This is a genomic window from Pseudomonas sp. B21-028 (genome assembly GCF_024749045.1).
Taxonomy (GTDB): domain Bacteria; phylum Pseudomonadota; class Gammaproteobacteria; order Pseudomonadales; family Pseudomonadaceae; genus Aquipseudomonas.
In genome coordinates this window covers 2,747,729-2,761,181 of sequence record NZ_CP087184.1, presented here as the reverse complement: position 1 = coordinate 2,761,181, position 13,453 = coordinate 2,747,729, and the positions used below count along the sequence as shown (strand labels likewise).

The following is a 13,453-nucleotide window of genomic DNA, read 5'->3' as shown; positions in this document are numbered from 1 at the left end:
AACGACAATACCTATCCATGGCATAAGCACAGTCATATCCCGAACAGACCCCGAGGGAATCCGGTTTCATCAGTAAAACCCAGCGCCGCAAACGAGCAGCCAGGCAACGTGGGTTTAACGTCGATGACATCCGCCACCTGATGGATCCATTTCGAGTTGACGCCGATGTTTTTGACCAGATACCAGAGTACCGCGATCAGACCATAAAGACGGCTCGTCGCATTCGAGTCGAGGCCGAGCCCCTGGAAGTAGGGATCGTTTGGCACAGTGGGTACAGGATTGGCTGAAACCTGGTTCCAGATGCGGCTATGGTGCGCACACCGGTTGCGTAGGATGCTGATCTCCTGAAGCCATTCTTTAAGAATTCTTGCGTGAGTGAGGCCAAACCGTTTGCAGATTCTGTTCCGATGGCCATCTTTGAGTATCTCGTAGTACTTGGATGCTATTCCAAAGTCCCATGCTTCGACGATCACCCAAAAGGGCATTGCTTTACGCTGCTGTCGATGCCACTCGATACTGTCCTCGCGGCTACGAGCAATTTGCTCTTCTTGACGCTTTGACCAGTCGTTCCAAATGTTGCGCGGCTTACCCTGTTTGGTTGTGAAGTTCCTGGTTTGCGAAGGATTGATATAGCGGATGTCTTGATAGGCCAGCGGGTCGTGAAAACCCACCTCGTGAGCGATTGCCGAGCGTAGGTGCACCTCAACGCGCTCAATGGCATCCAGCATCAGTTGGCGCAATTTTTTGTCGAACAGATAGAGTTCAATAACGGAATCGAAATGGGTGCCTGGGGTAAACGCGTTTTGACGTCGTGGTTTTTTACCAGCGGCGCACAGCACCACGTCCCCCCTGGCATTACGAAGGAATTCACGGCACGGATACCAGAATCCGCTCAAGCGGTAGTAGCCAATCTGACTGAGTTTACGTTTGGCGCGGGGCACATCGAGGATCTGCATACCACGACTGGTGAGCAGAGTGCACAGATCGCTATAGGATCGAAACGGCTTTGGCGGAGCTAATGGCTGCGACATCCTTTGTCCAGAAAAAAGAAGGCCCGAACATAGTGCTGGACTGAGCCAGCACCAGAGGTTCGGGCGCTATTGGGTTAAGTATCTGCGCCCATCACCGCGGCGTCAATGCGGCGTGTGCTCCTCTGGACCGTCATGGTTTCGCCCCGTACAGGGCCAGCCCGGATTTGGGCGTAACGCTCATCACCACGCCCTTGATGCCGCCTTGCCCATCACCGTGAAATGATGCGCAGCCCAGACGTGTGCCGGTCGGTATCACGTATGAACGCTGCGTCTTCGGCAGACTCATCGGGTACCAATCCCGGTCGCTGAATTTTCAGCCACCTGAGGAAAATATCCCGGTGAAGAACTGGCCATCAAGGCAGTTACGATTAAAAAACACCGTAAAGGGCTCCTCCTACGCAACTATCGGAGCTTGCCTACAACCCCGGAAAAGGACATCCATTTTATCCGGCGGGTCGAGTCCTCTAGCCATACACTTCCGTAACACCGAGCCCTAGTCCCGAGGCTACGTCGCCTTGCGCCTTTGCCTACAACTAAGCCAGAATCCGCCCGATTGTGTGCCCCGGGCCGTACCGGTAGCTTGGTTTCCGTCACTGCTCATCAGTGATCGGGTTTAGCGACCCGAACCGTAGGCACATAAGCGTCCATGCTTCGTTGCGGGATCTAACTGCAATTACGTTATGGCGGCTGTATGTAGGAGACCTTCGGGTCTACCGGGTGCCTATGTCCGGTTCGCTAACCTGCGTGCAGTCGCCACCATTCTGTTTAGCGACAGGTCTTGGCGGCTCCCATTCCCCATAGGAGCGTCATCATGTTCAAAGTAACTCCCAACCCTCCGCAAACAGACCCCAGCACCAACGGCCTCGATCCAAAGAAAGTCCAAGAGGCCACCGATCGGGCGCTGGATTTCTATCTGAACCCGAAAGACACCGATGCCAAAACCGCCCCACCACCGGGTCAGCTCTTCACCGTCATCGACGGCATCGACACTGAAAGTCTGCTCGCCAACCTCAGCGAAAGCCTGGCCTCGGCCAACGCCATGATCAACGACCTGGCGTTCGACCTTGAGGGGTCGCGGCGGCATGTTGCGCTGGGTATTCAGCAAGTCATCGAGTTGAGCGAGCTATTGGCAAATCGGGCGTTGGATAACGTCGATCCGCGCTAGCACCCAGCCTGTAACGTGAGGCCGAGTCGGACCTTGTAACCCTTCTGCCTACAGAGCCGCCGATTCAGCACGAACGAGGTGGCCTGTGCATGTTCTTCAAACACAGCGCAGGCAACCCATGGCCGATTATCTTCACGGTGTGCGGGTCGTCGAACTCAACGACGACCCGGCGCGGCTCGAAGGCTGCAAACGTAAACGCCGCACCTTCGAAACCCTGCTCCATTCGCAGAGGCGCTCCACCCTTCGCGATTCAGAACTTATAAGTAATGGAAGTACCGAAACCACTGGCGCTGTTCTTGTACTTGGAGCTGTAGGCGCCCCGGCTGGCTGAAGCGTCGTTGACCTTCACACTCTCTTCCCACAGGTAGGAGTAAGCGAGGTCGACGGTGACATTGTCCACGGGCGTCCACCCGGCACCCAAGCTGACCACTGTGCGGTCACCTGTTGGAATACGTGGCGAACGGTTGGTGTTGTTGGTGGGGGACTGATCCACCGAAAAACCAGTGCGCAGCACCCATTGCTTATTGAGCTGGTACGAAGCGCCAATCGCGTGCGCCCAGGTGTCGTGCCAGTTCTCTTCTTCAGTGACACTGCTCAACGTGCCGCTCAGCGCCGGAGGCAATCCGCTGTTCTCAATGGTGATGTCTTTGAAGCGGCTCCAACGTGTCCAGGTGCTGCCCAGGTACAGGGTCCAATCGTCATTGAGTTGATGGGTCACTGAGAAGTCCACGGACTCGGGCGTGTCCACGTCTAGCGAAGCATCGTAACTTTCGCCGCTGACTCCCAGCAGGGAAAAGACACCTCCGGTGACTTTGGTCTTGGCATTATCCAGGTGATAACTGACCTTGGAATGGTAGGTGACGCCCACCCGGGTGCTGTCCGTGGCCTGCACCAGAATACCGGCGTTGAAACCCAGGGCGGTATCGTCGCCCTTGCTGGTGAGTTTGCCGTCATTGGTACCGGGACTGAAGGGGTTCAGGACCATTGCCGACAACTCACCGCTGATGCGGTTGATCGTCGGACCAAAACCGATCGAAACCTTGTCATTGAAGGCGTAGCTGACCGTCGGTTGGAAGGTCAGCGTCTTGACCTCGCTTTTGTTCGTGAAGTAACGACCGGCGAACCCACTGCCATAGTCCGTTATCAGGCCGAACGGCGCATAGAAGCCGACACCGAACGCCCAATGCTCATCGATGGGATTGACGTAATAACCCATGGGCACCGTAACCACGGGCACCATGTCGCCGTCTTGCTGGCCGCCGAACGTGCTGCGCGTCTGGCTGATGTCTGATTTGGCGAACAGCGTTGCAGCACCCACGCTGACTTGTTCTCTCTTCAAACGAGACATGCCCGCCGGGTTACCGAAAACGGTGCTCGCGTCATCGGCGGAAGAGGAACGACCGGCAAAACCGGTGCCCATCCCACTGATGCTTTGTTCATTGAGCGCAAAGCCGCTGGCGAACAGTTGCGAAGAGGCCAGAGCGACAGCAAGGCCAAGCGGAGTCTTGAAGATCATTTTTTTCATTATTGGATCTCTAGGGTGGTCGCAGATAGGTGTTGCAGGGAAAACAGGGGCCTCGGCTCTTTTGGCCTCAAGCAAAAATCGCCACGGTCTGGCGCGCCCAAAGCACGCGCAGACCACGGCGGGTTGCGGGTCGATGGGAATCGATACTCACGACGAAAACCTACGCAGACATTCCCCTCGCGATCACGACGCCGACTCCCAGCGACGGAACAGGACGCTGGCATTGACGCCGCCGAAGCCAAATCCATTCGAGAGCGCATAGGTGATCGTTGCCTTGCGTGCCGCCAGGCCCACCAGGTCGAGACCGTCAGCGGCCTCGTCGGGATTGAGGAGATTCAACGTCGGGGGAATGATCTGGTCCCGCAAAGCCAGCACCGTGAAGAGCGCTTCAATGCCCCCCGCCGCTCCCAGCAAATGCCCCGTGGCCGACTTGGTCGAGCTGATCGCCACGCCTGAGTGGCCGCCGAACACGGACCTGATTGCCGCCAGTTCGCCCTTGTCGCCGACCTGCGTCGAAGTCGCATGGGCGTTGATGTGCTGTACCTCGCCAGCACTGACACCCGCCTGGCGCAACGCTTGCTCCATGGCGCGCCGGGCCCCACTCCCATCTTCCGGCCCTGCGGTCAGGTGATAGGCATCCGCGCTGGTGCCGTAGCCCACCAGCTCCGCCAGCGGCGTCGCGCCACGGGCGAGTGCGTGCTCCAGCGACTCGATCACCAGCAAACCTGCACCTTCGGCCATGACAAACCCGTCGCGCTCGCGATCGAACGGACGCGATGCCTCCTGCGGTCGGTCAGCGAACCCGGTGGACAGCGCGCGGGCGGCAGCGAAGCAACCGAGCGTCACCCGATCGATCGCCGCTTCGGTGCCGCCGCAAATGGCGATATCGGCCTCACCGCTCCTGATCAGTCGCGCCGCATCGCCAATCGCTTGTACGCCGGCGGCACAGGCCGTCACCGGTGCGCCGAGCGGGCCCTTGAAACCGTTCAGGATAGAGACATGACCCGCGGCCATGTTGGCGAGAAATGCCGGCGCGGTGAACGGCGATAACCTGCGTGGCCCACGGGCATCCGTGGTCCGTACGGCTTCGGCAATCGCACCGAAACCGCCGACCCCGGAAGCGATGATGGTCGCGGTCCGCTGTTGTTGCGCTTCATCCGTGGGATGCCAGCCTGCCTGTTCCAGCGCTTCATGGGCGGCCATGAGCGCGAATTCGATGAAGCGGTCCATCTTCTTGCGCTCTTTGGGCGCAATGATTCGCTCGGGCGCATAACCGGCGACGGGATCTTCTTCCAGGGTCGGCACTTGCCCCGCCACTGCGACGCCCGTGCCCTCACCGATTTCATCTGGCAGTCTGCGGATACCCGAATGGCCTTCCAGCAACCTGCGCCAGACCTCTTCCATGCCGCATCCCAGGGGGCCGACAATACCGCCGCCTGTGACTACGATTCGCGTTTGATCATTGGAATTCATCATGAAACCCTCTTGATTCTGAGTCGACGTTCAGTTGGCTGCCAATGCTTCGGTTCTTGCTGCTTTTTCGGGACGGATCTTGAACCAGATGGCATACATTGCCGGCAGGAACACCAGCGTCATGACCGTTCCACCGAACGTCCCGCCGATCAGTGTGTAAGCCAGGGTTCCCCAGAACACCGAATGAGTCAGCGGGATAAAGGCCAGGATGGCGGCCATTGCCGTGAGCAGTACTGGCCTGGCGCGTTGCACCGTCGCCTCTACAACCGCATGGAATGGATCGAGTCCTTCTTTCTGGTTGTGGTCGATTTGCCCGATCAGGATCAGCGTGTTGCGCATCAGGATGCCCGACAGCGCGATCAGGCCCACCAGGGCGTTGATGCCAAACGGCTGATGGAAGATCAGCAGGGTCGGTACCACACCAATCAATCCCAGCGGCGCGGTGAGGAACACCATCACCATCGCCGACATTGAGCGGACCTGCAGAATGATGATCAGCAGCGTCAGGGCGATCATGATCGGGAACAGTGGCAACATCGCCCTTGAGGCTTTTCCCGACTCTTCGATCGAACCGGCCTGTTCGATGCGGTATCCGGCCGGCAGCGTGCTGATGATCGGCTGCAGCTCGTCCAGGATTTTCGTGGAAACATCCGGCGGCTGCAGATCCTCGGCAATGTCTCCGCGTACCGTGATGGTGGGTGTACGGTCACGACGGCGCAGAATCGGATCTTCCATGCGCACCTCGACGCTGCCAATCTGCGACAGCGGAACACGTTGTCCGGCCGCGCCCACCAGCGTGAAGCCCTGGATTTTTGCCGGATCGAGGCGGATATCCCCCGCTGCGCGCCCCACCACTTGCACGGAACGAATGTCTTCACGCACAAACGTGATCGGGATCCCCGACAGCAGGAACTGCAATTGCTGGCCGACCGCACTGGACGTCAGCCCAACCGCCTGCAAGCGGTTCTGGTCCAATGAGAAATGCAGTGTCGGTATGCGTGTGTCCCAGTCGGTGTTGACGGTCCTCATCAGGGGACTTGCGCGCATGACAGCCTCGACCCGGCCGGCAATCTCACGCAACCTGGCGGGATCCGGGCCCATCACCCGGTAAGCGACAGGAAAGGGTGAATACGGACCGAACACCAGTTGGGTAACCCGCACACGGGCTTCAGGCGCAAGTCCATCAGCCACCGCCTGGCGAAGACGGTGCTTGAGGGTTTCGCGCTCCTCCTGGCTGCCTGTCAGCACTACCATCTTGGCGAACGACGGATCGGGTAGCTCCGGCGCCATCGCCAGGTAGAAACGCGGTGAACCCTGTCCGATATAGGAGGTGACGATTTTCGCTTCGTCCTGCTTTTGCAGCCAGGCTTCAATGCTGGCCGTCGTCGCGCTGGTCTGTTCGATAGAGGTGCCGTAAGGCATCTGCACTTCGATCAGTACTTCGGGACGATCAGAGGCGGGGAAAAACTGCTTCTTGACCAGGCCCATGCCGAGGATGGCTATGACAAAAAAGCCAATCACCGCTCCGGCCACCAGCCATTTGCGAGCGATGACCCGTGTCAGCAACCGGCGAAAACGATTGTAGTGAGGTGTGTCATAGATGGCCGCGTGGCCACCCTCGACTTTCTTGACGTGCGGCAACAGCTTCACACCCAGATAAGGCGTGAACACCACCGCGACCACCCAGGAGGCGATCAGGGCAATGCCGACGATCCAGAACATATTGCTGGTGTACTCGCCCGCGGTTGAATGCGCGAAGCCGTTGGGCATGAAGCCGACGGCCGTCACCAGCGTACCGGCGAGCATGGGGGCGGCGGTATGGCTCCAGGCATAGGCCGAGGCCTTGATCCGGTCGTAACCCTCCTCCATTTTGACCATCATCATTTCGATGGCGATGATGGCGTCGTCCACCAGCAGGCCCAACGCCAGGATCAGTGACCCAAGGGTGATGCGGTCGAAGTTCTTGCCGGTGGCGGCCATCACCATGAACACCACAGCGAGGGTCAACGGCACAGCCGCGGCCACCACTACACCCACATGCCAGCCCATGCTGAGGAAGCAGACCAGCATCACCACCAGCAGCGCGACGAAGAACTTGATCATGAACTCGTCGACGGCCGAACTGATATTCACCGACTGATCGGTGACCTTGGTGAACGTCATGCCCAGCGGCATGCCTTCGTTGATACTGGCCGTCTCGGCATCCAGCGCCTTGCCCAGATCCAGGCCGTTCCAGCCTTCTCGCATCACGACACCCAGCAACAGGGCAGGCTCGCCTTTGTTGCGGACCAGGAAAGTCGCCGGGTCTTCGTAGCCACGTTCCACCGTTGCAACATCCGAGAGCTTCAGCGCCCGCCCCTGCACCACAATCGGCGTATCGCGAATTTTCTCGAGCTTGTCGAACGCGCCATCCAGGCGCACGAATACCTGCGGTCCCTTGGTGTCGATCGAGCCGGCGGGCGTCAGCACGTTCTGACTGTTCAGCGCGGCAAAAATATCCTGGGGGGAAAGCCCAAGGGTCGCCAGCCGATCATGGGAGAACGACACGAAGATGCGCTCGGACTGCTCGCCGATGATGTTGACCTTTTTCACGCCCGGCACATGCAGGAGGCGCTGGCGCAACGACTCGGCATCGCGTGCGAGCAAGCGCTGCGGCTCGCCCTCGGCCTTCAATGCAAACAGCGCAAAGGTCACGTCCGAGAACTCATCGTTGACCATCGGTCCGATGACACCGGCCGGCAGGGTCTTCGCTTCATCCGCGATTTTCTTGCGGGCCTGGTAGAACTCTTCCTGTACTTCTGCAGGCGGCGTGGTGTCCAGCAGCGACACCATGGTGAACGCCAACCCAGGCCGCGTGTAGGTTTCAGTGCGGTCGTACCACTTCAATTCCTGCAAGCGCTTTTCCAGCGGCTCGGCGACCTGGTCCTGCATCTCCTGCGCGGTAGCCCCCGGCCAGGCAGAGATGATCGTCATCTGCTTGACGGTGAAGGGAGGATCCTCCGCACGCCCCAAACCGAAGAACGCCAGGACACCGGCAACCGTAATCAGAACGATCAGGAAAAGTGTGATCGATCGCTCATGAACCGCAAGCGCCGAGAGATTGAAACGCCCCTCGCTCATGGCTGGTTCCCCTTGGCGACAACCTGTTCCTGTTGCGCCACCCGAACCTCATCGCCGTCGTGTAGCAAATGCGCGCCCAATGCCACGATCTGTTCGCCCTGCTTGAGGTTGCCAACGACCGTGGCCGTGTCATCGCCCAGACCGAGGACCTGAACCGGACGCCACGAGACTTTCGCCGGCTCGCCGGAAATCGCCCATACACCCGGGCCTTTACCCGCGTCGAAAACAGCCGCGACAGGCACTCGCAGCGCCTGCCCCGGCAACTTGTCCTGGGCGATATTGAGTGTGACGGTGGAACCGAGCGGCGCGTTGGCCAGCGCGCCTCCCAGCACGTACCTGGCCTCGAAGGTGCGCGTTACCGGATCGGCGGCATCGGAAAGCAGCCGCAGCTTCGCAACAGTGGTTGCCTTGTCGTTGCCGTACAACGTCGCCTGGGCCACTGAGCCCACGACCGGGCGCAGCGTTTCGGGCAGATTCACGCTGGCTTCGCGTTGACCGGCGCGTGCCAGCTTGACCACCAGCTGTCCCGCACTGACGACCTGGCCAGGTTCGGCCAGGGTGTCCATCACGACGCCATCGGCGTCGGCCAGCAGGGTCGCATAGCCCATGGCATTGCTGGCCACATCGGCCTGCGCCTGCGCAGCGCTGAGCTGTGCCTTTGCCGTGTCAGCCGCGGCCTTTGCCTGGTCGTATGCAGAGGCCGAGATCGCCCCCGCCGTCACCAGTTCCCGATTACGAGCCTCGTCATCCGCCGTCTGCTTGGCTTGCGCCCGGGCAGCGGCCACGGCCTGTTGCTGCGCACGCGCCTGCAGGCCAAGGTCGACCGGGTCCAGGCGCATGAGTGGCTGACCACGCTTGACCGTCTGGCCGGCATCCACCAGACGCTCCTGTACTTTCCCCGACACTCGAAAGCCGAGATCGCTCTGGACCCGAGCGACCACAACGCCAGTGAACGAACGGGCGATGTCGACCGAGTCCTCGACGCCAGCGACCCTTACCAGAGGGGGCTGGGTGCGTGCGTCGACGGCGGTCGATGAATTACCGCACGCCGCCAGGACGAGAGGCATTAAGCAGACGGCAACAGGTTTTAGCCGAAGCATGATTCTCTACTCAATTTACAGAACAGGAACGCATCTTCGGTCTAGTGACCAATAATGTCAATAGTCACAAATATCAGGATGAATGGGTTGATAAACTCCGCAACAACAGCGTCGACAGAAGCGCTGCGGCCGATGACGCCGTGTCGAGGTTGTATTGCAATTGCACGGGATTGGCATAAGGCCTCATGACCAGATAGATCGCCTGGACGGCTTCATCCAATGGGGTTTTTCTCTCGAATTCCCCCGACTCACGCCCCTCCAGGAGGATTTGTTGGATCAGCTGGCGCAAGCGTTCGTCATGCGCCTGCGCGGGAAGCCACTGCTCGCGAGCGGCAGTGGCGGCAATGTCGTAGAGCTTGCGATCATGAAAGAACAAGTCGCTGCCCGCCTCCGCCAACGCCCGGAACAGACGCTCCAGCTTCTCAGAAGCCGTCGGCGCATCCGCGATCGCTGAATCCATAATCCCCATGAGCATGACGAGACGATTCGTACAGATCACCTCTCCGATTGCCTGCTTGGAATCGAAAAATTTATAGATATAGGCCTTGGAGAAGCCAATGGCCTTGGCGATGTCAGACACGGTCGTCTTTTCATATCCATAGTGGCCAAAGTGCAGGGTGGCGGCCTCCACGACTTGATCACGGACACTATGGTCTGACGGCCCACGTATCTGGGGTGCATGTATGTGTCTGGTCATTTTTCCAGCTTAGCCCCCGGAACCTGGATTGACAACGAGTGACCAATTGGTAATATGGTCACGCATTGTATTGGCTAAATCAGGAGTCGCCATGCCTTCCCTCCGTACGCTTGCTCTGCTTGTGAACTCCGGCCTGATGGCGGGATGCGCGGTGGGCCCTGACTATCAGCGTCCGGACGCTCCGCTGGCGGACCGTTATCAGGCTCAATCCGCCGTTCAACAAAGAACGGCAGCCCGCCCGGCGAACTTTGCCGGCTGGTGGGAAGGCTTCGGTGATCCTTTGCTGAGTGACTTCATCGCCAAGGCGCTTGCGCAGAATCTCGACCTGGCCCAAGCGTCCGCACGGGTCACCCAGGCACGTGCGGGACTTGGCGCGGCGACCGCAGCCCTGTTGCCGTCGGGCAACGTCAGCGGACAAGCCGCACGCGCTTATCAGTCAGTCGAAACGCCACTGGGCCAAGTGCTCAACTCGACGCCTGGCTATGATCGCCATGGCAATCTCTATGAACTGAACCTCGGCGCAAGCTGGGAGGTGGATGTGTTCGGCGGCCTGCGTCGAGGCCGCGAGGCGGAGCTGGCTGAATACCAGGCGTCCGAAGCAGGTTTCACCGCAACGCGCCTGGCCGTCGCCGCGCAGACAGCGGATATCTATATCACCCTGCGCGGCTTACAGGCCCGACTGGTCATTGCCAATCGACAGGTCAAAACGCAACAGGACTTGCTGGAGAAAGTACAGCTGCTCCACAGCAAAGGACTTGCCGCCGAATTTCAGGTTCGCCAGACCGAGGGGGCGCTTGCCCAGGTTCAAGCGACAGTGCCGGTCCTCAACACCGGTCTGGATGCGGCAATGAACGCACTGGACGTCATCCTCGGCACCCCGCCCGGCACCCACCGAGCTCAATTGACCGCGTCGGGGGCGATTCCTCAGGCGCCACAGATTACCTCGGCTGGAACGCCGGCCGATCTGCTGCGCCGCCGGCCGGACCTCATCGTGGCCGAGCGTAGACTGGCGGCATCCAATGCACGCATCGGGGTGGCGATCAGCGAGTACTATCCAAAGTTTTCACTCAGCGCCTTGATTGGCAGCGCGACAGCCGTTTCCAGCGGCAACCTGTTCTCCAGTGGGGCCAGCCAGGCCTCGGGGATCCTGGGGTTGCGCTGGAGGCTTTTCGATTTCGGCCGTATCAACGCGCAGATCGACCAGGCGAAAGGACAGGAAGCCGAAGCGCTGGCTGCCTATCGCCAGTCAGTGCTGAGAGCCACCGAAGACGTCGAGAACGCATTTTCCGCGCTGGTCAATCGCGAGGCACAGGCATCGGCGTTGACCGGAGGTGAAATCGCCTTGACCAGTGCCCGGCAGTCGTCCTTCATCGCCTACCAGAAAGGCTCGGCCAGCCTGATCGATGTGCTGCACGCCGATGAAACAATGTTGCAGGCCTCCGACGCCAGGGCTCAGGCCCAGACAGAGTCGGCACGCGCAGCAGTCGCGGCGTTCCGGGCGCTCGGTGGCGGTTGGCAGCCTGTTGAAACCCAACCCGTGGCTACACGCTGATTGCATGTCCCTGCAAATGAGACCGTCATGGCTAAGCACGGTCTCAAGCGGCACAACCAGAACCTGGCTACGCCTGGGTTTTCACCAACCAATCCTTCCCTACGGTCGTCACTGCTCGCAGGCATGCGTTCAACTCAGGCCAAATGTTTTTCTCAAGCTGGAGTCGACAGGGCCCGCCGGCATGAAACGGCGCAGTTTGCGCAGAAGAGAGGCCTCGCCTTTAGGCGTGCGGCGCATTTTCCACGCGCCCAAGGCAGCCTCGACAATCGTCGCCGCCACACCATCGGGGCCTGGTGCGCCCTGGACACTTTTAATGATCGCGCGAGTCACTGTATCGCGGTCTTTTTCATAGGCCGGAATTCTGCCAGTCGTTTGCGGCGCATTGAGATCCAGGTTGGTCCTGGTGAATGACGGCTCGACCAACACCACGCGGACGCCAAACTTGCGCACCTCATGATCCAGCGTCTCGGACATCCCCTCTATAGCGTGCTTGGATGCCGAGTAGAGGCCCATGTACGGCGCAGGAAGAAAACCCAGTACCGAGCTGACGTTGACGATTCTTCCCGAACGCTGCTCACGCATATGCGGCAGTACCGCTTGTGCCGTACGCAGGGCACCCCACACGTTGGTATCGAACAACGATTGGGCTTCGGCGATCGAGGTTTCTTCTACCGAGCCTACCAACGATCCGCCCGCGTTATTGATCAGCACATCAATGCGCTTGGCCTGAACGATCACCGTCTCGATTGCGCGCTGAACAGAAGCGTCGTCGCGAACGTCCATCTCGACAAGTTCGACACCTGGCAACGGGGCCGATTGGGTAATGCTGCGTACGCTGCCAAACACCTGGCAACCTTGCCTGACAAACAATTGCGCAGTGGCGCGTCCAATGCCCGATGACACACCGGTGACAAGGACAACTTTAGCGTTCGACATAGCGGTTCCTCTGGTAGGGATTATCGAGAGACACACTCTCTACCGAGTAACCAATTTAGTCAATGGTCACAATCCATGATGACGATTCCTCGCAGGGGAACACGGCGTTTATCCTGCTTTTATCAAATGGACGCGAAATATGTCGTGATGGGACGCGGCAGCAAGAGTCACTGGCCGCTACTCAAGGCATGAGGCTACGCAGGATCAGATTGGCGATGCTCGTGGACGCGTCTTCGACGCCATCGAGGCTGTATTGCAACAGCAGCGGGTTGATGTACGGGCGCAACGCCAGATAGATTGCATTGACCGTTTCATCCAGGGGGGTCTTGCGTTCGAACTCACCCAGCTCACGCCCATCAGAAACGATCTGCCGCACGAATGCCTGAATGCTGGCTTCGTAGAACTGGGCGCAAGGCCAGCTCTCTGACGCCGCGGATGCCGCAAGGTCATAGAGCTTTCGGTCGTTGAAGAACAGGCTGACACCGGTGACGACCGCGGTCTTCACCAAGCGGCGAAAGCGCTCGGTAGGGGTGATGGACTCTACGCTGACAGCTTCATCCACCGCCGCGACGATCGTCTCCAGGCAATTGCTGCAAATGGCTTCGCCGATCGCCTGTTTCGAATCGAAGAACTTGTAGATGTAGGCCTTGGAAAAACCAATGGCCTTGGCCAGATCCGAGACCGTGGTTTTGCCATAGCCATAGCGACTGAAATGCTCATTCGCCGCTGCGACAATCTGGGCTCGGATTTCATGGTCGACAGGACCACGGACATTGCGCGAAGGGAAAGATGATTGATTCATGGCGCCAGCTTACCTGTCCCCCCATGGGGTGACAAGCAATGACCAAAATACA

At 59.4% G+C, this 13,453-nt stretch carries 11 protein-coding genes; 2 read left to right on the top strand and 9 right to left on the bottom strand.

The window, feature by feature from the left end:
• Window positions 1–32: 32 nt before the first annotated feature.
• Together LOY35_RS12335 and LOY35_RS12330 are read right to left on the bottom strand one after the other, a co-directional pair.
• Entirely contained in the window at window positions 33–956 is a 924-nt protein-coding gene (locus LOY35_RS12335) for an Abi family protein (protein WP_258632834.1), read from the bottom strand.
• Window positions 957–1,161: 205 nt separating this feature from the next.
• Window positions 1,162–1,317, bottom strand: coding sequence for a hypothetical protein (locus tag LOY35_RS12330; protein WP_258632832.1), 156 nt, complete (start codon window positions 1,315–1,317; stop codon window positions 1,162–1,164).
• Window positions 1,318–1,842: 525 nt separating this feature from the next.
• Here LOY35_RS12330 and LOY35_RS12325 point away from each other — a divergent pair.
• Entirely contained in the window at window positions 1,843–2,196 is a 354-nt protein-coding gene (locus tag LOY35_RS12325; protein WP_258632831.1) for a DUF6124 family protein, read from the top strand.
• A 250-nt stretch (window positions 2,197–2,446) separates the two neighbouring features.
• Here the strand turns inward: LOY35_RS12325 and LOY35_RS12320 are convergent, their stop codons facing one another.
• The 5 genes from LOY35_RS12320 to LOY35_RS12300 all read right to left on the bottom strand — a co-directional run bounded on the left by LOY35_RS12320 (window position 2,447) and on the right by LOY35_RS12300 (window position 10,111).
• Window positions 2,447–3,721 carry an OmpP1/FadL family transporter gene (locus LOY35_RS12320; RefSeq protein WP_258632829.1) on the bottom strand — a complete coding sequence of 425 codons (1,275 nt, stop codon included), beginning with the start codon at window positions 3,719–3,721 and terminating at the stop codon, window positions 2,447–2,449.
• A 183-nt stretch (window positions 3,722–3,904) separates the two neighbouring features.
• A complete protein-coding gene (gene fabF, locus LOY35_RS12315; protein WP_258632827.1) occupies window positions 3,905–5,197 on the bottom strand; it encodes a beta-ketoacyl-ACP synthase II in 1,293 nt (430 codons plus the stop codon).
• 27 nt (window positions 5,198–5,224) lie between these two features.
• Entirely contained in the window at window positions 5,225–8,314 is a 3,090-nt protein-coding gene (locus LOY35_RS12310; protein WP_258632825.1) for an efflux RND transporter permease subunit, read from the bottom strand.
• Window positions 8,311–9,414 (bottom strand): efflux RND transporter periplasmic adaptor subunit, encoded by a 1,104-nt coding sequence (locus LOY35_RS12305; RefSeq protein ID WP_258632824.1) that lies wholly within the window; start codon window positions 9,412–9,414, stop codon window positions 8,311–8,313. The genes LOY35_RS12310 and LOY35_RS12305 overlap by 4 nt, the downstream gene beginning before the upstream one ends.
• Window positions 9,415–9,487: 73 nt before the next feature.
• On the bottom strand, window positions 9,488–10,111 hold the full coding sequence (locus tag LOY35_RS12300) for a TetR/AcrR family transcriptional regulator (RefSeq protein WP_258632823.1): 624 nt from the start codon (window positions 10,109–10,111) through the stop codon (window positions 9,488–9,490).
• A gap of 91 nt (window positions 10,112–10,202) precedes the next feature.
• Here LOY35_RS12300 and LOY35_RS12295 point away from each other — a divergent pair, with 91 nt between their 5' ends.
• Window positions 10,203–11,663 carry an efflux transporter outer membrane subunit gene (locus tag LOY35_RS12295; protein WP_258632822.1) on the top strand — a complete coding sequence of 487 codons (1,461 nt, stop codon included), beginning with the start codon at window positions 10,203–10,205 and terminating at the stop codon, window positions 11,661–11,663.
• Between the two features lie 129 nt (window positions 11,664–11,792).
• Here the strand turns inward: LOY35_RS12295 and LOY35_RS12290 are convergent, their stop codons facing one another.
• Window positions 11,793–12,599: an oxidoreductase gene (locus tag LOY35_RS12290; protein ID WP_258632821.1), complete on the bottom strand. Its 807-nt coding sequence runs from the start codon at window positions 12,597–12,599 to the stop codon at window positions 11,793–11,795.
• 181 nt (window positions 12,600–12,780) lie between these two features.
• Window positions 12,781–13,401 carry a TetR/AcrR family transcriptional regulator gene (locus LOY35_RS12285; RefSeq protein ID WP_258632819.1) on the bottom strand — a complete coding sequence of 207 codons (621 nt, stop codon included), beginning with the start codon at window positions 13,399–13,401 and terminating at the stop codon, window positions 12,781–12,783.
• Window positions 13,402–13,453: the final 52 nt, after the last annotated feature.

Coding starts and splice junctions, on each gene's coding strand:
- LOY35_RS12335 (WP_258632834.1), bottom strand. CDS start 956: ATGCAGATCCTCGATGTGCCCCGCGCCAAACGTAAACTCAGTCAGATT.
- LOY35_RS12330 (WP_258632832.1), bottom strand. CDS start 1,317: ATGAGTCTGCCGAAGACGCAGCGTTCATACGTGATACCGACCGGCACA.
- LOY35_RS12325 (WP_258632831.1), top strand. CDS start 1,843: ATGTTCAAAGTAACTCCCAACCCTCCGCAAACAGACCCCAGCACCAAC.
- LOY35_RS12320 (WP_258632829.1), bottom strand. CDS start 3,721: ATGAAAAAAATGATCTTCAAGACTCCGCTTGGCCTTGCTGTCGCTCTG.
- fabF (WP_258632827.1), bottom strand. CDS start 5,197: ATGATGAATTCCAATGATCAAACGCGAATCGTAGTCACAGGCGGCGGT.
- LOY35_RS12310 (WP_258632825.1), bottom strand. CDS start 8,314: ATGAGCGAGGGGCGTTTCAATCTCTCGGCGCTTGCGGTTCATGAGCGA.
- LOY35_RS12305 (WP_258632824.1), bottom strand. CDS start 9,414: ATGCTTCGGCTAAAACCTGTTGCCGTCTGCTTAATGCCTCTCGTCCTG.
- LOY35_RS12300 (WP_258632823.1), bottom strand. CDS start 10,111: ATGACCAGACACATACATGCACCCCAGATACGTGGGCCGTCAGACCAT.
- LOY35_RS12295 (WP_258632822.1), top strand. CDS start 10,203: ATGCCTTCCCTCCGTACGCTTGCTCTGCTTGTGAACTCCGGCCTGATG.
- LOY35_RS12290 (WP_258632821.1), bottom strand. CDS start 12,599: ATGTCGAACGCTAAAGTTGTCCTTGTCACCGGTGTGTCATCGGGCATT.
- LOY35_RS12285 (WP_258632819.1), bottom strand. CDS start 13,401: ATGAATCAATCATCTTTCCCTTCGCGCAATGTCCGTGGTCCTGTCGAC.